This is a genomic window from Streptomyces sp. RGM 3693, from assembly GCF_050471125.1.
Lineage (GTDB): Bacteria > Actinomycetota > Actinomycetes > Streptomycetales > Streptomycetaceae > Streptomyces.
The window spans coordinates 525,681-545,313 of record NZ_JBMPPQ010000002.1; the positions used below are offsets into that span (position 1 = coordinate 525,681).

Here is a 19,633-nt window from a genome sequence, read left to right on the forward strand (position 1 = left end):
TCCGGCCGTGCTCAGAGGTCGAATTCGGCCGGGGAGATCCCCAGCGCGAAGCACACCTCGCGCACCACCGCGCGCTCGGTCGGGTCGAAGTCGCCGTCCGCGCCGCCGATGACGATGCCGATCTGGAGCACCGCCCGCGCCTCCACCGGCTTCTTCTTCACCTTCCCGATCTCCTGCATCAGCGCGACCTTGCCGAAGTCGAAGTCGGCGGCGAGCTTGTCCAGGAAGCCCTCGAAGCGGAGCCGGAGGTCCTCCGCCGGGAAATTCTGCAACACCTCGTTGGTGGCGATCAGCTGCGCCACCCGCCGCCGCTCCGACGGGTCGACGACCCCGTCCGCGGCGGCCACCAGCGCGCATATCGCCATGCTGGCGTCGCGGAAGGCGCCGCTCTTGAGGTCGTTCTTCTTGGCGACGAGCTGGCTCTGCATCGTCTGCGCGGACTCTTTGAACCGGTCCCACAGCGCCATGTGAATCTCCTCGGCTGGTCGTGCGGCGAGCATGCGGCGGGCGGGCCCTGGGCATGCTTCACGCATGTATTTGGTCATGCGCAAGTAAAATCTACAGCCCTGTAGAAGGTGCGCGGATGCCACCCCCGGTCGTCATGGCCATCTTTGGCGCGATATGCCGCCAGTGCGCGGAGTACGGTAGAGAAACGACCGTAAAGATAAGATTTTTCGATGATGTCCGGGATGCCCGTATAGAGGACGCCCCGGAGTATGCGGGTGAGCGCCATGCAGACCTTCTTGTCCGTGCTCGTGCTGCTGGCCCTGATCGCGATGGGCGTGCTCTTCCTCATCAGGGTCAACGCCCAGACGGTGGGACGACCCACCCCGCACCGGTACGCGCATCTGAAGGAGTCGGTCCAGCATCGGCTGCACAAGCGCTCGCACGGTGCCGGCCCGGGGACGCGCACGACGACGGGCCCGCCGCCTTCCCGGGAGCCGGACGACGACCGGTGACGCCGGCCGTCGGCACCGCCCGCCCGTCGCCCGACCACCGCCCCTCGACGACGGGCTTCGCCCGGCCCCTTCCGTCCCCGGCGATCGCGGTCGCCGCGGTCGCCGCCCGTCGCGTCAGGAGCGTCGTATGACCACTGCCCCCGAGAGCCGCTCCCCGCACCCCCGCCCTCCGCAGCACCACGCGCCACCGCCCGTCGCCCGGCTGGCCATCGCCCCGCACAGCGAGGTGACCCGACGGATCGACGGTGTGTGGTGGCCGCACTCCACCGACCTGCTCGCCGAACTCCCCGAACTCCTGGCCGCGTTGCCCTTCGACTGGCCGCGGATCACCCACGCCACGGTGAACGGCTCCGGCTGGCCCGCGCTGCCCGGCCGGATCCTCGTCGCCGGCCACGTCGTCCGGCTGCGCCACACCACCAACCGCCCCGGCCCGGACACCGTCTGCCTAGTCTCCGCCGGCCACGGCCGCTGGGACCTGCTGATCCTCCCGCCCGCGACCCCCGAGCCCGCCGCGGTCCGGATGCTGGCGGAGATGGCGCGGACCGGCGTACCGACACCGGCCTGACGCCGAGTCAGGCCCCGCCGGCCGGCTCGCGCGGGACCGCTACCGTCGATCACCGGCATACCCCGGGAATCCGGTGCGCGCATCCGGCGGCCTCGCCCCACCGCACCCGCACCGGGCCCTCCACTGCGTTCCGATCCGGCTGCTGCCTGCGGTTTTCCGGGGGCGATTGCTGCGGACGAGTGGTGTTCATCGGAAGAACGCCGATCCGGGGGCGTCGGTCCGTGAATCCTCCCATTGCGTACTCATCATAAGAAAACGCAACAGAAGGAACTCCGTGGATCCCTCCCAGGGATCCCGACCGAAAGCGAGGGACCATGGCTGCGACCAAGGTCATGAAGTTCTGGGCGGCCTGCCTGGCGGTGCTGGGCAAGCTGCTCGCGTCACTGGGCGTTTCCGCCGCCGCGTCCGCGGCCCGCCGGGAGGCCGCGCTCTACGAGCGGACCCTGGGCAGCACGGCCCCGGGCACGGCCCGGCCCGAGGTGACGGATGGCACCGAACCCGTCCACGATCCGGGACCGTTGACACCTGCCGCGGACACCGCCAAGCCCTTCGTGCCCGCCGCGCGCACCGCGCCCCGGTACGGCGAGAACGGCTCGGTTCGCCGCAGGGACCCGCTGCCGACGCTGCCGCCGACCATCAAGCAGCGCATCCGCGCCGAGGCGCACGGGGCCTCCCCCACCTCCCGCGTACGTCGCATCGCCGCCTCCCAGGCGCTGTCCACCGGTCCGTTCGGCGCCCCCGCGCACTCCGGCGCCGTTCCCGTCTCCCCGGTGATTCCGGCGGCCCGCCGCCGTGAGCACAGCACCGTCCGTGCCGTCTGAGCCGGAACCGCGCCTGCGCGCCGGCAGCACGACGCACCGCGGTCCGGTGCGAAACCCGACGGCCGTCCTCACGGCAGTACCGGCGGCGCCACTGGCCGGCAGCACCACTGTCCGGCACCAGCAATCGCAGCACCCCAAGCAACACCCCAAGCAGCACCCGGAGCCGCACCAAGACCCACCGCGGTTTCCACCACAGGACGCACCACAGGAATCACCGCAGGAATCACCACCGGACTCACAACAGGTGCAGAAGCAGCGCTCACCGCACCATCCGCAGCATCACCCACGGCACGTCCCACGGCACGTCTCACAGCAGTACCCACAGCAGTACCCACAGCAGTACCCACAGACTTTGATGTGACGTTGCGTTCGACGTCGACGGGCACGAGGCCGCACACGAGAGGTCACCGCAAGAACCGGTAGACAGCTGCCGGCATTCGTGGTTTCACGTGAAACGGCATACGGCAGAAGGCCGTTCATCTTCCGGTACCGAGGAGTCGGTCGCCGCACCAGGTGAGCGGAGCCTCGCCAGCAGAGCCCGCGATGGCGAAATGCAGCGCACAGCCCCGGCGTTGACCGGGGACGGCCAGCACCCTGGCCGACCGGCCGCAGGCTTCGGCGCGGCGCTCCAGGCTCTCGGGGAGAGCGTGCAGCCCAGCCGATCCACCGCTTGACGACGGCCCGCGACGCGCATCACGCCGTCCGCGGCGTCGCAGCCGAGGGCGGCCCCGGATGCCAGGCGTCCATGTCGACCGGTGCGAGCGAGCCGTCCTCTGCGTCCGTGCGGGACTCCGTCAGGCCGTGGCCGTCCAGCGACGGGCGGCCCTTTGGCATGTGGGCGGACCGGCGCGGCGGCCGGCTCGGCGCGCCCAGCCCCTACGGCAGGATCACCGCATGCGGGTCCGGCCCCTCGGTGTCCCGGGCGCCGGCGCTTAGTTCGCGCCAGGTCTCCATGGCCAGCCGGAAGGCGCCGGCCTGCTCGTACCCCGCGGCCGCCGCCTTGAAGGACGCCTCGGTGTCCTCGGTACGTCGGCCGGCGCGGTGCGCGCGGGCCACCTGGAGCAGGCAGCGGGCGCGGTCCAGTGCGGACAGCTCGGCGACGTCAGGGTCGATGGCGGCGGCATGGCCGGCCGCCGCCGCGGGGTCGCCGTGGCGCAGCGCGCCGGCCGTCTCCAGAACGGCCAGCCAGGTCCGTGCCGAGGGGGTGTCCACCAGTGCGGCGGCCTGCCGGGAGCGTTCCAGGAGGGCGTCCGCCTCGGCCAACGGGCCGGCGGTGAGTGCCAGGAGGGCCCGGGCGTGGGCCAGTCGGAGCCGCTGTCGTACGCCGTCCGTCGACGAGATCAGCACCTCGGCCTCGGCCAGGAGCGCCAACGCGCCACCGGCGTCGCCCGCCAGGTACTGCGCACCGGCCGCCGCCCACAGGGCACTGGCCCGCAGCTCGCCCGCGGGCAGTGGTGCGACCTCGGCGCGCAGCTGCGCCCCGAGCGCCTCGGCGCGGCGCCACTCGCCGCTGTCCACGGACGCGGACAGCAGCGCCATGTGGGCCTGCGCCCGCTCCGGGCGGCCAGGCTCCAGCTCGCCGGTGACCCGGACGGCTTCCTCGGCGCACCGGACGGCGTCGGGCAGCCGGCCGGCGGCCCGCAGCAGCTGGGCCAGTTCGACGGCGACCCGGGCGTGCAGCACGGGCGCGGAGCGGGTCATCGGATCGTCGAGCAGTTCGCGCAGCGCCGCCTCGTGGGAGGTGGCGGCGTCGAGCCGGCCGAGGACCGTGGCCAGCTCCCAGCGGGCCTCCCAACGGACCGGGTCCTGGTCGGTCCCGTCGGCCTGCACGAGTACGGCCTCCAGTTGGCGGCGCGCCGCTGACCAGTCGCCGGCCAGCTGGCTGGCTCTGGCCGCCACCAACTGTCCGACCAGGCCGAGGCGTTGGGCCAGGCGATCGGTCGGTTGGTCGGTGGTGCTGAGCGCCTCGACGGTGGTGCCCAGTCGCTCCGCGAGGGACCGGGCGATCTTGGCGCCGGGGATCCGGCGGCCGTTCTCGACCAGCGAGACATAGCTGGGGGAGAGATCCGCCCCTGCGAGGTCCCCCTGGGACAGACCCTGAGCGCGCCGGATCTCCCGGACTCGGTTCCCGAAGGCGGGCTGCTCAATCGTCAAGAAAATCGCTCGCAGTTGATTCGGGGAGACGGATAGTGACGGTGAGTCTACTCACCGGCCCCTGCCGTGGGGCGGTCTGTGGACGGCCGGCTGTCGGCCCGGATCGGCCCGCCCTCGCCGCCTAGTCAATTTTTGTCATGCCGATGGTTGATCGACCGTTCCGTCGCCGCGTGGGCGCCGGTGCGTACGGATTATCCGGCACCTGCTTGTGCGGGCCCATTTGTCACAATCCTGTCGTTGAAATTAATGACCCTGCATGACATTAAGGGGTAAAGGGGTGCGCTGTCCTGGTATGAACTATGCCCGGGAATGAAAGCGGTTTTGGTGCGGGATGGCGCAGCGGGTCGGCCGCCCACACATTATTCGACCGGCCGGCCGGTATTTTCTTCCACGGTGGTACACATTTCTTCCCCTCTTCCTCGACAATCCGGATGCCAACGAAATGCTGTGGTGGGTGTGCACGGAAGTCCGAGGAAGTGGACAGAAACCGTATCGACTTCTTGTTGACTGCTTGGTAAAGTGCGCGGCATTCATTGCGACTCGGCGACGTGGGCAGCTGGCCGGAGTCCTCAATCATTCGAAGCCGAGGGGTTTGTCGCATGCCTGAGCCGGCGGATACCGGGCGGCGAATCAAAGAGCTCCGGGTCAGTGCGGGATTGACGCAGCACGAACTCGCCGGGGCCGACATCTCCGCCAGCTACATCTCCCTCGTCGAACGCGGCAAGCGCATTCCCAGCGGCCGGGCCCTCAAGATTCTGGCCGGACGGCTCGGGGTCGGCATGGCGGACCTTTCCGGCGGCGCCGCACGGTCGGAATCCACCGGCCGGACCCGTCGGTTCGACCTGGTCGGGCGGCTCGTCGCGGCCCGCCGCCAATGGGAGGGCGGCGATCCCGAAGGGGCCCTGCGGGAATTCCGGACGCTGGCCGGAACGGCACCGGTCGGCCGCCCGGACGAGGTGTACACCGAGGCCCAACTCGCCATCGCGGAAATACTGGGTGCGCAGGGCCGCGCCGACGACGGTGCGGCCGTCCTGCTGCGCATGCTGGACGGGCTCGGCCCCGCCGGGTACGGGGAGACCCGGGTGCGGGCCCTGATCGCCCTGGCCGACCTGCTGGAGTCGGCCGGCCGGGTCCAGGACGGACTGCGCTACGCGCTCAGCGCCTCCCTGGAGGCGGCCGCCGCCCGAGCGCCCGACAGCGCCTTCCACTCGCTGCTCCTCCTCGACGTGCTGACCCGGTGCGCCTACTGGAGCGGCTGTGCCCATTGGGCGTCGGAGGCCGGCCAGGGGGAGCTCCCGACGGACGGTGTGCTGCCGGGGCCGCGTGCCGGGATCGCCCTCCACCGGGCGCTGGACCTGTGGGACCGCGGCGCGCCCGACCGGGCCGCCGGGCTGTTGGCCGAGACCGCCCGCCGGCTCACCCCCGCGGCTGGGTTCCGGCGCTGGGAGACCGTCAACGGACGCTATGCGCTGCTGCTGCTCGACCGCGGTGAGCGGGCGGCCGCGCGGAGCATCGTGGAGCGCGGGTTGGTCGTCGCCTCGGTGGCCCAGGAACCGGACTTCCCGCTCTGGCTGACGACCGCGGAGGCGGTCTGCGCGCAGATGCTGGGGGACCACGCCCGGGTGTGCGTGCTCGGTGAGCAACTGGCCGCGCTCCCCGATACCGGACGGTGCCACGAGAAAGCCGCCGCGCTTTGGGAGGTCGCGGGATCCTGTGTGCGGCTGGGGGACCGGGAAAGGGCCGCCGGGTACCTCCGCTATTCCGCGGAGCTGTTCCGGCGGGCCCAGGCGTACCGGCACGCCGACCGGGCCCGGGAACGGCTGGCCGACCTCCTCGAGAACCGGAACTGACGCCCATCGCCGCGCAGCGGATCCCGGGCGCATCGACCGGCCGTGGCCCGATCTCGTGGCCCGTGCTGCCATTGCACCGCCGGCGGTTCGCCATTGCGTCGGCATTCTTCCGTCGCGGTACCCCCGTCCCGCCGCTATTTATTGGGCTTCTTCGCCCGCCCCAGGAGGGCGAACAGCGCCTCCGCAGCGCCGACGATCGCCAGCACCAGCCCGGCCTTGTGAAGTGAGACCAGCGGTGTCTCCACTCCCTTGGTGGTGAGCCACAGGATGACGCCGACGATCGCCAGGAAAACGCCGATCGCAATGCCCTTCATGAATTCCCTCGTCCCTGGTCGCTGGTGCGGAGCTGGTTGACCACACCAGCGTCCCGCCCAACGCGGGCGTACGGATCCTCCGCAGGTAGGCACTTCCCCCGCCGCCGACTGTCACTTTCTCTGTACGCCGCGTCCTACCAGCGGTCCGGTGCCCGCGGGTCACAGGCGTGACTTTGTCAGTCATGGCGCGATTACTGTTTCGGCCTGCTGAGGGTGGACTCTGCATATTATGACCAGTCATAACGGGAAATTGATCGCCCATCAGCCACTGCTGGTTCCATGACTCGACGGTCATCTCGGGGTGCCTGCGCAGATGCCCGTGCGGCCCGCCCGCCCCCTGACCCGATCGCTGAGCGTCGGAGCGACCTCCGCGCACCCTCCGGTCCGCGCACCCTCCGTCAGGCGACCGCCCGGGTGAAAATCCCTCCCCTTGGCGCACCCGGAACTGCCACCCGCCCTGACGACCGGTTACCTGGTGCCTGCCCCTCAGTCGCGGCGAGCACGACGTCGCGACGCCGCTGGAGCACGCAGGAGGAAGTACCGCCATGTCGTCGCCGCTCGCCGGACGCACCGCCGGACCGACCCCGCCGGCCGTGCGCGCCCTGCTGCCCTTTCTGTTACTCCTGAGCGCCGCGGTCACCACCGCGGGCCCCGCGGCGGCCACCCCGCCACCGTCGTCGGGCACCGACTGGGACCAGATCGCCGCCTGCGAGAGCAGCGGCGACTGGCACTCCAACACCGGCAACGGCTACCACGGCGGCCTCCAGATCGCCCCGTCCACCTGGCGCGCCTACGGCGGTGGCCGCTACGCGCCGCGTGCCGACCTGGCCAGCCGCGACGAGCAGATCGCGGTCGGCGAGCGCATCGCCCAGGACCGCGGCCTCGCCCCCTGGCCTAACTGCGGCGACCAGGGCGCCTCGTCCACCGACCGCGCCCTGCCCCGCCGTAGTTCCGTCCCCCGCTCCACCGCCGCTCACCGCACCGCGGTCCCGCACGGCACCTACACCGTCCGGCACGGCGACTGCCTCTCCGCCATCGCCCGCCGTGCGGACACCACCGGCGGCACCCACACCCTCTACACGCTCAACAGAGAACGTCTCCCGCACGGACCGAACGAGATTTTCCCGGGGCAGCGGCTGCGGTTGCGGTGAACGGGACCGCGGGGGACGCACCCGCGGCGGCCTGGACCGGCCGGTGCGAGGTGAGGTACGGCATGCAGACGTCGTAGGCGACGACGAGGCCGAAGCTGACGACGGCGAGCGCGGCCACCACTGTGCCGATACGAGCCATGTACACGGTCTCCTTGGTGCGGTTGCCTGAGTCGGCGGGCAGGCGAGATCGCCGGCTGGCCGCCGTCAGGAAGGGGGGAGCAGGACCCTTGTCGGGATTCCTGTGGCCGAAAAGATATTGCTGTTGACCATGCTGGTGCAAATTCTTGGAGTCGGCCCGGTTTCGCCTTTGGCAAGAATGTAATTTCCCGACCCTGCAATTTCCTCTGGCATATGTCAGAGGGTTGATGATGTGGCATCCCGGTGTTCAAAAGGCGCAAGTTGCGCACTTCTGTCGCTTTTGCTGGGCTACTTCTCGGAGGTAATTCCCTGTCGGCGTCGCAGCTGGGTCAGGGCTTGCCGGGTGCGTGACTCCTCCGCGCGTGCCCCAATGCGCCGGCAAATGGTGAGGCTGGCCTCCAGGTGTACGACGGCCTGCTGGAGGCAACCGATCTGCTGCTCGGCGCGGCTGAGGTCGTACAGGACGGTCGCCTCCTCGCCCGTGGCGCCGATGCGGCGGGCGGTGGCGAGGGCGGCCACGTGTCGCGGGACCGCCTCCTCGCTCCGGCCGACCGCCTGGAGTGCCTTGCCGATGCCGTTCAGCGCGATGGCCTCGCCGCGCTGGTCGCCGACGCTCCGGAGGGTGGGCAGCGCGGTCTCGTACAGGTCGAGCGCCTCGGGGGCCTTGCCGGTGGTGGTGAGGATGCTCGCCAGGTTGATCTGGAGCGTGGCGAAGTCTCCTCGGCTCCCCAGGTCCCGGTGGGTTTCCAGGGCCTCTCGGTAGGCGTTCTCCGCGGCTTTATGGTTTCCGTTTCGCATCTGTAATTCAGCGATATTGTTCAGTGTGCGATAACGGCCTCTTTGGTCGCCGACGGAAGAGAAACCCGAGAGGGCCTGAAGGAAGCACTGAAGGGATTTCTCCGTCTCTCCCAAGTGGAGGCAGGAGATGCCCAGGAGGTTGTAGCCCCTCGCGATCTGTAGTTGGTCGAATGTTTGCAATCGCAGACTGAGAGAAAGCTCCTGGAGGTCGCGTGCGGCGGCGTATTGCCCGGTGTGCCACAGGGGGATGGTCAGTTGGTGGAGGCATTCGCCCTCCAGCCCCGGATCCCGGAGCGTGCGCGCCAGGTCGAGGGCCTCCCGCGCCGTCCGGTGGGCCTCCTCGTACTGCCCGCTGTGTGCGCAGACCGTACTGAGGTCGAGGAGGGCGCGCGCCCGGGCCGCGCTGTGGCCGGCCGCCTGCCAGTGTGCGACGGCGCGCCGCAGCAGCGGTTCGGCCGTCGCGAGGTACCCCTCCACGTCCATGAACCCGGCGAGGGCGTGGGCGAGCAACGCCAGCCGGTCGGCCGGGCCGTGGGCGCGTACGTGCTCCAGGGCGGCCAGCAGGTTGGCGCCCTCGGTGACGAACCACTGCTGGGCGTCGTGCGCGGTGGCGGGTTGCGGTCCGGTCGCGGCGGGGGGTGCCGTGCCGTCCGGGGCCACCGCGAACCGGGCCCGGAACGGGAAGACCAGCCGGTCCGCCCGGTCCGCGACGCAGAGGTAGTGGTCCGTCAGGCGCTGCACGGCCAGCCGGGAGTGGTCCGGGGTGTCGACGTCGAGTGCGGCGGGGGGCTCGTCGGCGACCAGGGAGCGGGCGTACTCGCGCAGCAGGTCGTGCATCCGGAAGCGGTGCGGGGAGGGTTCGGAGACGAGGTGGTAGGCGAGGAGCTGTTCCAACGCGCGTTCCGTGACGTCGAGCGGGAGTCCGGTCAGGGCGGTCGCGGCGGGGATGCCGAACTCGCTGCCGGTGTGCAGCCCGATCCGCCGGAAGACCAGCCGTTCCAGCGGGGGCAGCGTGCGGTACGACAGCTCCAGGACCGTGGACATCCGCCGCTCGTGGTCCCGGATCGCCAGGAGGCGGCTGGACCCGCTGTTCAGCAGGCGCAGCAGGTCGGCGGTGGTCCAGGACGGTCGGGACAGCAGCCGACTGGCCATGAGTTCGATGGCCAGGGGCACGTAGCCGCACAGGCGGACGATGTGGGCGACGTCCGCCCGGTCGGGGGTGGAGTGTGCTCCCAGCCGGTCTTCGAAGAGGGCGATCGCGTCGTCGCGCGGTAGGACGTCGAGCGAGAGCGGCCGGACTCCGGGCAGGCCGGTGAGCCGCTGGCGGCTGGTGACGATCACCACCGTGGGGGAGGCTCCGGGGAGCAGCGGGCGTACCTGTGCGGGACCGGCGGCGTCGTCGAGGATCACCACCATGCGCTGGTCGCGGACCGCGCCCCGCCAGAGCGCGGCCAGTTCGGCCTCGTCCTGGGGCAGCGGGCCGGATGCCGTGCCCAGCAGGCGTAACAGGGTGGTCAGCGCCTGGGCCACGCTCAGCGGTGGCTGGTCGGGCGCGTGGCCGCGCAGGTTCAGATAGAGCCGGCCGTCGGGAAAGTGGTGGCGCATCTGATGGGCGACGTGCACGGCCAATGAGGTCTTGCCGATCCCGCCCATCCCCCCGATCGCTTCGAGGGTGACGACCGGCCCGGAGGCGCTGCCGGCCTCGGAGAGCGCCGCGCTGAGCCGGCGGACTTCGGCGCGGCGGCCGACCCATGGGACGTCGCGCTCCAGGTTGTCCGGGACGTCGGCCGGGCGGGGTGCGGCGACCGACGTCGCGGTGGCCGGGAGGAGCGTGGCCACCGGTGCCGAGGCGAGGATGCCCTGGTGGATCCGGTCCAGTCGCGGGCTGGCGTCGGTGCCGAGGTCGTGCACGATGCGCCGCTGGGTCCGGTGCAGCAGTCGGGTGGCGTCGGCGGTGCGTCCGCTGCCGTGCAGGGCGAGGGCGATCCGTTCGATGAGCCCCTCGTCGACCGGGTGGTCCTCCGCGAAGGGCAGCAGGACGGGGACCGCTTCCCCGAACCGGCCGGCTTCGAGCAGGATCTCCGCCCGCAGCATCGCCGCGGCGAGGCTCTTCTCGCCGACCGCGGACCGTAGTTGGCCGGCCCAGTAGGCGGAGATGCCGGCCAGGGGTTCGCCGCACCACAGGGCGTCCGCGAGGCCGAGCAGGTGGAGTGCCTCCGCCGCGCCGTGGTTGTCCTTCAGGGAGCGTGCCTGGTCGACCAGGCTGACGTAGCGGCGCAGGTCGACGCGGTCCGGATCGACGTCCATGACATAGGAGTTGGCCCGGGTGAGGACCGCGGGCGTGGCCTGCCCGTCGATCTCCAGTGCCTTGCGGATGCGGGCGACGTGGACGTAGAGGGCGTCCCGGGGTTTCGCCGGGGGATGGTCGTCCCAGATGCGGTGGACGAGCGTGTCCATGCTCACGGTGCGGCTCGCGTCCCAGGCGAGTGCGGCGAGCGCCAGACGGGTTTTCGTGGGGCCGGCATCGCGACGCCGGCCGGCCGCGCGCACCTCGACCGACCCGGAAAGGCGAATCTCGATCTCCACCAGCGCCCCCTCTCGCCGGTACCTGCCCCGCTTTATTGAGGATGGCATGCATGGCGCGACCAGTGCCATATGCGATTGGTTGAAGTCCGAATCTGACTTCGCGATGAACGGCTTTGTTCAAGGGGCGCGAAAGCTGGGGAGTTATGGCAACTGCCGTCTGGCGCGGCAGTATGGGGCTTGCATATGCCCGTGACAATTTGGGGAATCGCCAGGAGGAGGTTACGGACGTGCCAACTCCGGAATGGGACGCACGGGAAGAGCTGCTATCGGCCATGGTCGGCTTCGGCGCATCAGCGGATTCCGACGCCTGGCGGGAATTCGAACGCATCGCCCGCGCGGCCGCACAGGCCGACCCCGACGTGGCCCGCAGCTGGGCGGCGGCAGCCGACCGCACCCCCTCGGCGCTGCGCCAACTCGCCTTCTTCCTCAGCGAATTCGCGCTCCGTGAGCCGGCTACGGGCCGGGCGCTGGATGCGTGGACACGGCGCTACGCGCCCCCTCCCGGCCCACCGGCGCGTCCCGCTCCGCGCCATACCAACACCCTCGACGGATCCGCCCACGTCCAGGGGCAGAGCGTGCAGGCCCGCGATATCCAGGGCGGCATCCACATCCACCACCAGGCCGCACCCGCCGTTCCGCGCCCTCGGCAACTTCCGCCCGTACGCGACCGGTTGGTGGGTCGGGAAGGCGACCTGCACGTTCTGGACCGGCTCCGCTCCGGCCGTTGCGCCGGGGCGCGCTCCTTAGTGGTCGTGAGCGGTTTCGCGGGAGTGGGAAAGACCACCTTGGTCTCCCGGTGGCTGCAAGGACACGCGGACGATTTTCCCGACGGCCAGCTGTACGCCGATCTCGGCGGCCACGGCACCGGCGAGGCCGAGAGCGCCGGCTGGCCGCCGGGGGCCGCCGCCGGTCCGCCCGCACTGCACGGCGGTCCGGTGCCGACGGCGGCCGTGCTGGAGGCGTTCCTCCAGGCGCTCGGGGTGTCCTCGGTGCCCGCGGAAACGTCCCAGCGGGTCGCCCTGTGGCGCTCGGTGACGGCCGGGCGCCGGCTGGCGGTCATGTTGGACAACGCGTTCACGGCGGCGCAGGTCCGGCCCCTGCTCGTCGGGACACCGGGCAGCCTCACCGTGGTGACCAGCCGGAACCACCTCACGGGCCTGGTCGTCGACGGCGCCGCGGTCCACCGGCTGACCGCACTCAGCACGGAATCGGCCGTGGAACTCCTGGCGGCGGGCGGGGGCGGGGCCCGCGTCGAACAGGCACCGGACGCCGCCCGCCAGGTGGTCACGCTCTGCGCCTGTCTTCCGCTCGCGGTCTGCTTGGCCGCCGCCCAACTGGCCATCCGCCCGCACCGGACGCTCTCCGCCCTGGCCGACAGCCTCTCCGCGGACCAGGGGCCGCTCGACGCCCTGCAACTGGACGGGGACTCGGTGGTGCGGACCGCCCTGGACACCGCGTACCGCGTGCTCCCCGGTGACGCGGCCGCGCTGTACCGGACCCTGGGGCTGCTGCCCACCGACCGCTACGACCTCCACCTGCTCAGCGCCGTTCGCGCCGATCCCGGGGGGCGCACCGATGCCGCGTTGAGCGCGCTGGTGGAGGCCCACCTCATCGAGGAGACCGGCCCCGGCACGTACCGCTGCCACGATCTCGTGCGCGCGCACGCCCGCCGCCGCGGCGAGGACGAGGAACCCGCCGCACGGCGCGAGGCGCTCCTCGACCGCTTCGTCGACTGGTGCCTGGGCACCGCCCGGACCGCCGAACGGCTGCTGACGCCCAGTCACCGCCCGGTGGCCGGCGACCTCGCCGTCCCGGACACCGTCCCCGCGCCACTCGACGACGCCGCCGGCGCCCTGGACTGGCTCGACGCGCACCGTTCGGCCCTGATGGGCGCGGTGCGCCACTGTGCCCGGACGGGCCGGCACACCCGGTGCTGGATGCTGGTGGACGCCCTCTGGCCCCTCTTCCTACGGCTGCGCCCGACGGAGTCGTGGATCGAGGTGCACCGCCTCGGACTGGCCGCGGCCCGCAGCGACGGCCATCGGGAGGCCGAGGACCGCATGCTGACCTCAGGGGCCATCGGCCTACGGGACGCCGGACACCACGAGGAAGCGACCCGGTGGTACGCCCTGGCCCTGGAGAACGCCACCGCCCACGGAGACGTCCGCCAGCAGGCCCAGGCACTCAACGGACTCGGCCACCTCGCCCTGCGGACCGACCGCCTCCCCCAGGCCCGGGACCACTTCGAACAGGCCCTGCGGTTACGGGAGTCCCTCGGCTACCGCAGGGGCGCGGCGCTCTCCCGGATCCGCCTCGTCGAGGCCGCCCTGGCGGCCGACGACCCGGATACGGCCGTCCGCCACCTGCGGCAGGCGCACACCGAGCTGACCGAGGAACAGGAGCACTACGAGGCCGCCCGCGCCCTCGCCCTCCTCGGCCACGCCCTGGTCCGCGCCGGGGAGCACGACGCGGGCACCGCCCGGCTGCGGGCGGCCCTGGCCGGCTTCCGGGAAGCCGGCGCCCGCTCGCAGCACTGGCAGGGCCGCTCACTGGAGTGGCTCGGCCAGGCCGCCCAGGAGCGCGGCGACCGGGTCGAGGCCGCCCGCTGCTACACGGCGGCCCGGGACCTCTACGCCCCGGTGAGCGCCTCGGACACCGAGCGGTTGACGGACCGGCTGCGGCACCTGTGAACGGCGCCGCAGCCGCCCGCTCCGGCCGACCGGGTCAGCCGTGCGGCACGCCCCCCAGCTGCCGCCGTGCCGCCCGCGTCGGCGCCACGGGGAGGACGGCGCGCACCGCCCCCAAGGGGCCGCCCGCGGCCAGCCAGCCATGCAGCACCGAGCCGACCAGCCAGGGCGGCACCGGTGGCCGGGACGGCGGGGCGCCCGGCCCCGCGCACCACGCCACCGGGGCGCCGCGCACCGCGACCGCGCATCCCGCCGCGGTGTGCGGGACCACCGCGACCAGACAGCCCGGATGGCGCACCAGCAGCGCCCTCGCGCGTTGCCGGGCCGCCTCGGGAGGCAGCGCGGTCCGCGTCACGAGCACATCGGCGAACTCCGCCCAGCGGCCGTCCGGCCCGCCGTCGGGGTCGGCCCACAGATGGACGTCCGGTACGCCGACGCCGGCCGGGCGGACGGGGCCGCGCTCCAGTGCCTGCTGGCACACCAGCAGCCGGGCGCGGGCCCGGCCCGCACCGTCCGCGGAGCGCCAGCCGACCAGTACCGGGACGCCGGCCGCCGCACCGGCGCCGGCGCCGAAGCGGACCGTCGACCAGGCGACGGGCGGCAGCGGACCGGCCTTCCCGGTCATCGGGCGGCTCCCAGGCCGGGGTCCGTCCACTCCTCCAGCGGCGGCGGGAGCGGGACCGGCGGCACGACCGGGGCGCAGGCTGGTTCCCCCAACTCCAGCAGCCGGTACAGGAGCGTCCGCATCCGCCGGTGGAACTGGCCGGGCACCGACGACAGCCGGGCCGCGGCCTGCGCGTACTGGTCCGGGCGGCGCAGCTCCGCCGCGTACCGCAACTGCTCGGCCAGGGGGTGGGACGGCGAGAGGACCGGTGCTGTGGCGGCCAGCGCCGCCAACGGCGAATGCGCCGAGATCTCGCGGCGCGGACCGGCGGTGAGCAGCACCGTGGCCTCGGTCAGCGCGGCGTACGCGGTCAGCGACCCGTGATCGCCGATCACCCAGTCCGCCGCGATCAGCGGGGCCTGCCAGTCCGCCTCGGGCGGTACCACCGCGATGCCGCGCCGTCGGCACGCGCCGAGCCAGCTGCGCACCTGCCAACCCCCGTGTCCGGCATAGACGTTGGGGTGCACCAGCAGCGCCGCCCGGTAGTCGGGCTCGGGAAGTTGGTGCAGCAACTGCGGCAGCAGGGCATCGAGTCGGCCGAAGGTGGACGTCGGGCCCCAGGTCGAGGTGACCACCACGAACCGCTGGGCCGGTGCGAGGCCCAGCGCCGTGCGGTACCGCTCGCGCCGGAGCATTCCGGCGGCGATCCGGTCGTGGCACGGGTCCCCCGCGACATGCGCCACCGGGAGCGCCTCAGGACAGGAACGCGCCAGCTCCGCGAGGTCCCGGTCGTGGGAGTAGACCACCGCGGCCGGCACCAGCCGGCCCTCCCGCATCAGGTGTTGCCGGCTCATCATTCCCGGCGGCCGCGGCTCTCCGGGCGCCAGCGTCGAGGCGTCCCGCAGTAGTTTGATGTGGCCGGCACCGTGCGACAGCCGCACGAGCGGTGCCCGTACCTCGTGCACGCCCCGGGACCCGGCGGCCAGCGCCAGGTCGAACTCGGTGCGGATCGCCTGCTCCCAGGGCACGGTCGCGATGCCCAGCCCCCGGAGGTATGCGGACACCCCGTCGCCGAAGGCGTGCGGCGCGGCGGTGAAGACGACCTGGACCCGCAGATCGGCCTCCAGCAGGCCGAACACCTCCGCCAGGCGTTGGGCGTACGCCAGGGTGTGCGCCACCACCAGTACGCGTTTACAGTCCTGCACGGTCGACCACTGACCTCGTTGGATCAGCGCCGAGACCGTCGATGTCGCAGACAACTCTTCCCCCATGAATGTCGGTTGAGGACAGTCCGTGACAGGACGTGCCCGGCAACCCCTGCGCTTTCCTTGCAGCGCTCTTACAGGGCCCTTGCCGCGACCTTGCAGCCCGAACCGGCGCCCGTTCGCCGCCTCCGGACGACCGTCGTACGTTTCCCGGAACGCGGCTCAGGAGGGCCGTCATGGTGAATCCAGTGGGCGTTCAGGGTGAACGCGGGAGACCGGCCGATCCGTCGGCTTGGTCGAGGTGCGGACTGCCGGTAGCAAGACTGCGGGGTTTCCCAATCGTGAGGGGCAGGATCGCACTGTGAAGAGAGCACGTCGCATGAAATGGGTGATGACAGGTCTTTTCGGCCTGCTCCTGGTGGGCGGCGGAGCGTCGCCGGCCATGGCGTGGGGGTCTGGGGACGGCCCGTTCGAGGCGAGCGGGGACACCTTCAACAGATTCGTCGCCGGATTCCGGTGCGAGAGCCGGGCCCGCTTCTGCATCAACGGCCCGGTCAACAGCGGCAACACCAAGAACGCGGAGAACGTCTGGATCAACGGGAGTCCCAGCAGCAGCGGAAGCCCGACCAGCAGCAGCGGCTCCAACAACTCGGGGTCCACCGGTAGCGGCGCCACCTCGGGCAGCTCCAACCAGCAGCGCCTTGGACAGGGCGGCAGCCTGCATCTCTAGGCGGGCACCACGATCCGAAGGCCCCGGGGATTCCGGGGCCTTCGGGTTTTTCGGAGACGTTCCGGACCAGGGCCGGAACGGGCTCAGCGGATGATTTTGAGAATCCGGGAAATGTCGTTCCGGCTGCCGCTTTCCGAACCCGTGGCGGAGTTCAGGCTGTTCGTGGAACCGGCGGCGGTTTCGATGTTTCCGCTGTTCACCGGGTTGCCGCGGTTGAGGTAGTTGTTGCTGTTCTTGCTGTTGCCGCTACGGACCGGCCCGTTGATGCACGGGTGCGGTGACCGGTTCGCCGGGGAGCGGTAATTGAAATCGGCGAGGCGGTTGTCGCACGTCACGCCGGAAATCATGCTGGTGATGGTGCCGACGTCGGCACCCGCCACCGCGGAAAGCAGCGAACCGTCCGGAGTGGTGGTCTGGGCCTCCGCGATTCCGGTGCTGAAAAACACCAGACCGCATGCCCCGGCGACGGTTCCCGCCTGCAGTAGTTTTTTCACGACGCTCCTTGCCCGATCGGCCTGCTGAACCCAGACGTATCGTCCTGTGGTTGTCCGTCCGCGGCCCTGAGAACCCGCAGGGAGCCAAACGCTCACGGGCCATATTCAGCCGGGTGGCCCAATGCTCCCGACCGGTCCCGCGGGGGCGGTGCGGGCGGCGGGGGCGGGGGAAAACCCCACCACGAGTGGGCGGTCCACCGGATGGGCCGACCGGGCTGCCTCAACAAGCCTGGGAACATGACGAGTTACAGGGGACTGAAGGCCCAGCGGGTGCTGCTGCTGGGGCTGTCGGGGGTGCTGGCCGCGGCGACGGTGAGCGTCGCGGCGTCGGGCGCCCGGGCCGCGGACGGGGACCGCAACGGTGCCGCGGCGGCGCCCCGGCTCGCGTGGCGGGCCTGCGAGCGCACCGGTGGGCCGGCGGGGCAGGAGTGCGCCGAACTGCCAGTGCCGCTGGACTACCGGGACCCGACGGGACCGCAGGTCGCGCTGGCGGTGACCCGGGTGCGCAGCGACCGACCGGCGGCGCGGCGCGGCACGCTGCTGGTGCTCCCGGGCGGACCGGGGGGCTCCGGGGTCAGCCGGCTGGCGCAGCGGGGGGTGGCGCTCCAGCGGCAGATGGCGGGCGCGTACGACCTGGTCAGCTTGGATCCGCGCGGGGTGGGGGGCAGCACGAAGGCCGGCTGTGGACTCGACGCCGCGGACCGGGAGTTGGTGACGCTGCGGTCCTGGCCGGCGGCGGACGGCGGGATCGCGGAGAACGTCGCCCGGTCCCGGCGGATCGCCGAGGCGTGCGCGCGCAACGGGGGCGCGCTGGTGCGCAGCATGAGCACGGCCAACGAGGTGCGGGACATCGACCGGCTGCGCCAGGCGCTGGGTGAGGAGAAGCTGTCCGCCTGGAGCGTGTCGTACGGGACGTACGTGGCGGCGGTGTACGCGCAGACCCATCCGGGGCGGACCGACCGGTGGGTGCTGGACAGCACCGGCGATCCGGATCCGGAGCGGGTGGAGCGGGGCTGGCTGGCCAATATGGCGCGGGCGGCGGACGACCGGTTCCCCGACTTCGCGGCCTGGGCGGCGGACCCGGCGCGGACCGCGGACGGGCTGCGGCTGGCCCGGCGGGCCGCCGACGTAAGGCCGTTGTTCTTCGCGCTCGCGGCGGAGCTGGACCGGCGGCCGAAGCCGTCGAACGTGCCGGGGGCGCCGTTGACCGGCGACCGGCTGCGGCAGGCGATGCAGACCGCGCTCTACGGTGACGAGAGTGCCTTCGCCGGGCTGGCCGGACTGATCAAGGCGGCCCAGGACCCCGCCGCCACCCCGCGGTTGCCGGCCGACGCGGCTGGGCCGCTGCCCGACGCGGATGCCGCCGTGTGGGCCGCGACCATCTGCAACGACGTGGACTGGCCGCGGGATCCGGACGCCTATCGGCGGGCGGTGGCCGCCGACCGGGTGCGGCACCCGCTCACCGCCGGGATGCCGGTGAACGTCACGCCCTGCGCGTTCTGGCCGGACCGGCCGGCCGACAAGCCGGTCCGGATCACCGACCGGGGACCCGCCAACGTACTGATGGTGCAGAACCTCCGGGACCCTTCGACGCCGTACTTCGGGGCGGAGAAGATGCGGGCGGCGCTCGGTGAGCGGGCCCGCATGGTGACCGTCGACCGCGGCGGACACGGTGTGTACCTGGCGCACGGGAACGCGTGCGGGGACCGGACGGTGACCGCGTTCCTGAGGGACGGCGAGCGGCCGCGGCAGGACGTGTACTGCGCGGGGTGAGACCGGGAGCCGGGCCGCCCGGAGAGAGACGGCCCGGCCGCACCGCGGGGGCGGGCCCCGCGGTGGGTCCGGCGGCTCAGTCCTTCTGGAAGCACTGGATGTAGGCGTCGCCGCTGGTGCCGTGGGTGTACTCGGTGGTGTCGTACGCGGTGTAGCTGTGGCGGTGCACGCGCAGGGTGCGGAAGTGCGGGAGGTACTGCCAGCGGAGTTCCGGCTTGGTGCTGAAGAACGGGATGAAGACGCCGCCGGGGCGCAGGATCCGGACGACCTCGGGCATGGTCCGGGCCCAGAGGTCCGCGTCCTTCCAGACGTCCATGTCGAGCGCCGGGTCGAAGAACATCCCGTCGATGCTCTCCGAGGGCAGCTCGAAGACCCGCTGGAAGAAGTCGCCGCGTTCGATGGCGAGGTTGCCGGGGAGTTCGGGGTGGCGGGCCCGGAACAACTCCTCGACCTCGTCGAAGAGTTCCAGGACGGTGTGGCTGCGGGTGGCCGGGTTCTCCGCGATGCGCAGCGCCGACAGGCCGAGGCCCAGCCCGACCTCGTAGAAGTCGTGGCCGTGCTGGCACAGCAGGTCGGCGCTGGCCCACATCAGGTCGCGCTCCCATGCCTGCATGGCCTGTTCGCCGCCGATGCTCAGGGTCACCTCGCCGTCGGTCTCGATCAGTTCGATGGCCGGCTTCGTCTGCTCCGTGGTCGGGCTCTCCATGGCAGGGCTCCTTCGTCGGTGCGGTGGTGGTGTGCCGCGGGTGGTGTGCGGCGGTGCGGTGCGTCCGGTCCGGTTCGGGGCGTGCGGGGGCTCGTGGT

At 72.0% G+C, this 19,633-nt stretch carries 17 protein-coding genes; 8 read left to right on the forward strand and 9 right to left on the reverse strand.

The features are described from left to right. Nucleotides 1-11: 11 nt before the first annotated feature. Together ACO0M4_RS19650 and ACO0M4_RS19655 are read right to left on the reverse strand one after the other, a co-directional pair. Nucleotides 12-467, reverse strand: coding sequence for a tellurite resistance TerB family protein (locus ACO0M4_RS19650; RefSeq protein ID WP_430372035.1), 456 nt, complete (start codon nucleotides 465-467; stop codon nucleotides 12-14). 74 nt (nucleotides 468-541) lie between these two features. Next, a complete protein-coding gene (locus ACO0M4_RS19655) occupies nucleotides 542-733 on the reverse strand; it encodes a hypothetical protein (protein ID WP_430372036.1) in 192 nt (63 codons plus the stop codon). Here ACO0M4_RS19655 and ACO0M4_RS19660 point away from each other — a divergent pair. The 3 genes from ACO0M4_RS19660 (at nucleotide 732) to ACO0M4_RS19670 (ending at nucleotide 2,345) form a co-directional block, all read left to right on the forward strand. Then, nucleotides 732-959, forward strand: a complete 228-nt coding sequence (locus ACO0M4_RS19660) for a hypothetical protein (protein WP_430372037.1) — start codon at nucleotides 732-734, stop codon at nucleotides 957-959. The genes ACO0M4_RS19655 and ACO0M4_RS19660 overlap by 2 nt on opposite strands. A 127-nt stretch (nucleotides 960-1,086) precedes the next feature. Next, nucleotides 1,087-1,524 carry a DUF5994 family protein gene (locus ACO0M4_RS19665; RefSeq protein ID WP_430372038.1) on the forward strand — a complete coding sequence of 146 codons (438 nt, stop codon included), beginning with the start codon at nucleotides 1,087-1,089 and terminating at the stop codon, nucleotides 1,522-1,524. 314 nt (nucleotides 1,525-1,838) lie between these two features. Continuing rightward, nucleotides 1,839-2,345 carry a DUF6344 domain-containing protein gene (locus tag ACO0M4_RS19670; RefSeq protein ID WP_430372039.1) on the forward strand — a complete coding sequence of 169 codons (507 nt, stop codon included), beginning with the start codon at nucleotides 1,839-1,841 and terminating at the stop codon, nucleotides 2,343-2,345. An 876-nt stretch (nucleotides 2,346-3,221) separates the two neighbouring features. Here the strand turns inward: ACO0M4_RS19670 and ACO0M4_RS19675 are convergent. Next, nucleotides 3,222-4,499, reverse strand: coding sequence for a helix-turn-helix domain-containing protein (locus ACO0M4_RS19675; RefSeq protein ID WP_430372041.1), 1,278 nt, complete (start codon nucleotides 4,497-4,499; stop codon nucleotides 3,222-3,224). Nucleotides 4,500-5,098: 599 nt separating this feature from the next. On the opposite strand from ACO0M4_RS19675, the gene ACO0M4_RS19680 reads away from it, so the two are divergent. Next, entirely contained in the window at nucleotides 5,099-6,349 is a 1,251-nt protein-coding gene (locus ACO0M4_RS19680) for a helix-turn-helix domain-containing protein (RefSeq protein ID WP_430372042.1), read from the forward strand. Between the two features lie 134 nt (nucleotides 6,350-6,483). Here ACO0M4_RS19680 and ACO0M4_RS19685 read toward each other — a convergent pair whose 3' ends face one another. Further along, nucleotides 6,484-6,663 carry a DUF5708 family protein gene (locus ACO0M4_RS19685; RefSeq protein ID WP_430372044.1) on the reverse strand — a complete coding sequence of 60 codons (180 nt, stop codon included), beginning with the start codon at nucleotides 6,661-6,663 and terminating at the stop codon, nucleotides 6,484-6,486. A 545-nt stretch (nucleotides 6,664-7,208) separates the two neighbouring features. Here ACO0M4_RS19685 and ACO0M4_RS19690 point away from each other — a divergent pair. After that, nucleotides 7,209-7,814 (forward strand): transglycosylase family protein, encoded by a 606-nt coding sequence (locus tag ACO0M4_RS19690; protein ID WP_430372045.1) that lies wholly within the window; start codon nucleotides 7,209-7,211, stop codon nucleotides 7,812-7,814. A gap of 426 nt (nucleotides 7,815-8,240) precedes the next feature. Here the strand turns inward: ACO0M4_RS19690 and ACO0M4_RS19695 are convergent, their stop codons facing one another. Next, complete coding sequence (locus tag ACO0M4_RS19695) at nucleotides 8,241-11,336, reverse strand: AfsR/SARP family transcriptional regulator (protein WP_430372047.1); 3,096 nt, start codon at nucleotides 11,334-11,336, stop codon at nucleotides 8,241-8,243. Nucleotides 11,337-11,563: 227 nt separating this feature from the next. On the opposite strand from ACO0M4_RS19695, the gene ACO0M4_RS19700 reads away from it, so the two are divergent. Continuing rightward, nucleotides 11,564-14,026, forward strand: coding sequence for an ATP-binding protein (locus ACO0M4_RS19700; RefSeq protein ID WP_430372048.1), 2,463 nt, complete (start codon nucleotides 11,564-11,566; stop codon nucleotides 14,024-14,026). Between the two features lie 34 nt (nucleotides 14,027-14,060). On the opposite strand, the gene ACO0M4_RS19705 is transcribed toward ACO0M4_RS19700, so the two are convergent. Beyond that, nucleotides 14,061-14,648 carry a hypothetical protein gene (locus ACO0M4_RS19705; RefSeq protein ID WP_430372050.1) on the reverse strand — a complete coding sequence of 196 codons (588 nt, stop codon included), beginning with the start codon at nucleotides 14,646-14,648 and terminating at the stop codon, nucleotides 14,061-14,063. Next, nucleotides 14,645-15,898 (reverse strand): hypothetical protein, encoded by a 1,254-nt coding sequence (locus tag ACO0M4_RS19710; RefSeq protein ID WP_430372051.1) that lies wholly within the window; start codon nucleotides 15,896-15,898, stop codon nucleotides 14,645-14,647. Before ACO0M4_RS19710 ends, ACO0M4_RS19705 begins: the two co-directional genes overlap by 4 nt. 325 nt (nucleotides 15,899-16,223) lie before the next feature. Between ACO0M4_RS19710 and ACO0M4_RS19715 the strand changes: the two genes are divergently transcribed. After that, entirely contained in the window at nucleotides 16,224-16,562 is a 339-nt protein-coding gene (locus ACO0M4_RS19715; protein ID WP_430372053.1) for a hypothetical protein, read from the forward strand. An 83-nt stretch (nucleotides 16,563-16,645) separates the two neighbouring features. Here ACO0M4_RS19715 and ACO0M4_RS19720 read toward each other — a convergent pair whose 3' ends face one another. Next, nucleotides 16,646-17,056, reverse strand: coding sequence for a hypothetical protein (locus ACO0M4_RS19720; RefSeq protein WP_430372054.1), 411 nt, complete (start codon nucleotides 17,054-17,056; stop codon nucleotides 16,646-16,648). 237 nt (nucleotides 17,057-17,293) lie between these two features. Here ACO0M4_RS19720 and ACO0M4_RS19725 point away from each other — a divergent pair, with 237 nt between their 5' ends. Continuing rightward, nucleotides 17,294-18,829 carry an alpha/beta hydrolase gene (locus tag ACO0M4_RS19725; protein WP_430372056.1) on the forward strand — a complete coding sequence of 512 codons (1,536 nt, stop codon included), beginning with the start codon at nucleotides 17,294-17,296 and terminating at the stop codon, nucleotides 18,827-18,829. 76 nt (nucleotides 18,830-18,905) lie between these two features. Here ACO0M4_RS19725 and ACO0M4_RS19730 read toward each other — a convergent pair whose 3' ends face one another. Continuing rightward, on the reverse strand, nucleotides 18,906-19,535 hold the full coding sequence (locus tag ACO0M4_RS19730) for a class I SAM-dependent methyltransferase (protein ID WP_430372057.1): 630 nt from the start codon (nucleotides 19,533-19,535) through the stop codon (nucleotides 18,906-18,908). Nucleotides 19,536-19,633 lie beyond the last annotated feature (98 nt).

Bases quoted from the DNA above. Each gene is read 5' to 3' on its own strand.
- ACO0M4_RS19650 (WP_430372035.1), bottom strand. From the start codon at position 467: ATGGCGCTGTGGGACCGGTTCAAAGAGTCCGCGCAGACGATGCAGAGC.
- ACO0M4_RS19660 (WP_430372037.1), top strand. From the start codon at position 732: ATGCAGACCTTCTTGTCCGTGCTCGTGCTGCTGGCCCTGATCGCGATG.
- ACO0M4_RS19655 (WP_430372036.1), bottom strand. From the start codon at position 733: ATGGCGCTCACCCGCATACTCCGGGGCGTCCTCTATACGGGCATCCCG.
- ACO0M4_RS19665 (WP_430372038.1), top strand. From the start codon at position 1,087: ATGACCACTGCCCCCGAGAGCCGCTCCCCGCACCCCCGCCCTCCGCAG.
- ACO0M4_RS19670 (WP_430372039.1), top strand. From the start codon at position 1,839: ATGGCTGCGACCAAGGTCATGAAGTTCTGGGCGGCCTGCCTGGCGGTG.
- ACO0M4_RS19680 (WP_430372042.1), top strand. From the start codon at position 5,099: ATGCCTGAGCCGGCGGATACCGGGCGGCGAATCAAAGAGCTCCGGGTC.
- ACO0M4_RS19685 (WP_430372044.1), bottom strand. From the start codon at position 6,663: ATGAAGGGCATTGCGATCGGCGTTTTCCTGGCGATCGTCGGCGTCATC.
- ACO0M4_RS19690 (WP_430372045.1), top strand. From the start codon at position 7,209: ATGTCGTCGCCGCTCGCCGGACGCACCGCCGGACCGACCCCGCCGGCC.
- ACO0M4_RS19705 (WP_430372050.1), bottom strand. From the start codon at position 14,648: ATGACCGGGAAGGCCGGTCCGCTGCCGCCCGTCGCCTGGTCGACGGTC.
- ACO0M4_RS19710 (WP_430372051.1), bottom strand. From the start codon at position 15,898: ATGGGGGAAGAGTTGTCTGCGACATCGACGGTCTCGGCGCTGATCCAA.
- ACO0M4_RS19715 (WP_430372053.1), top strand. From the start codon at position 16,224: ATGACAGGTCTTTTCGGCCTGCTCCTGGTGGGCGGCGGAGCGTCGCCG.
- ACO0M4_RS19725 (WP_430372056.1), top strand. From the start codon at position 17,294: ATGACGAGTTACAGGGGACTGAAGGCCCAGCGGGTGCTGCTGCTGGGG.
- ACO0M4_RS19730 (WP_430372057.1), bottom strand. From the start codon at position 19,535: ATGGAGAGCCCGACCACGGAGCAGACGAAGCCGGCCATCGAACTGATC.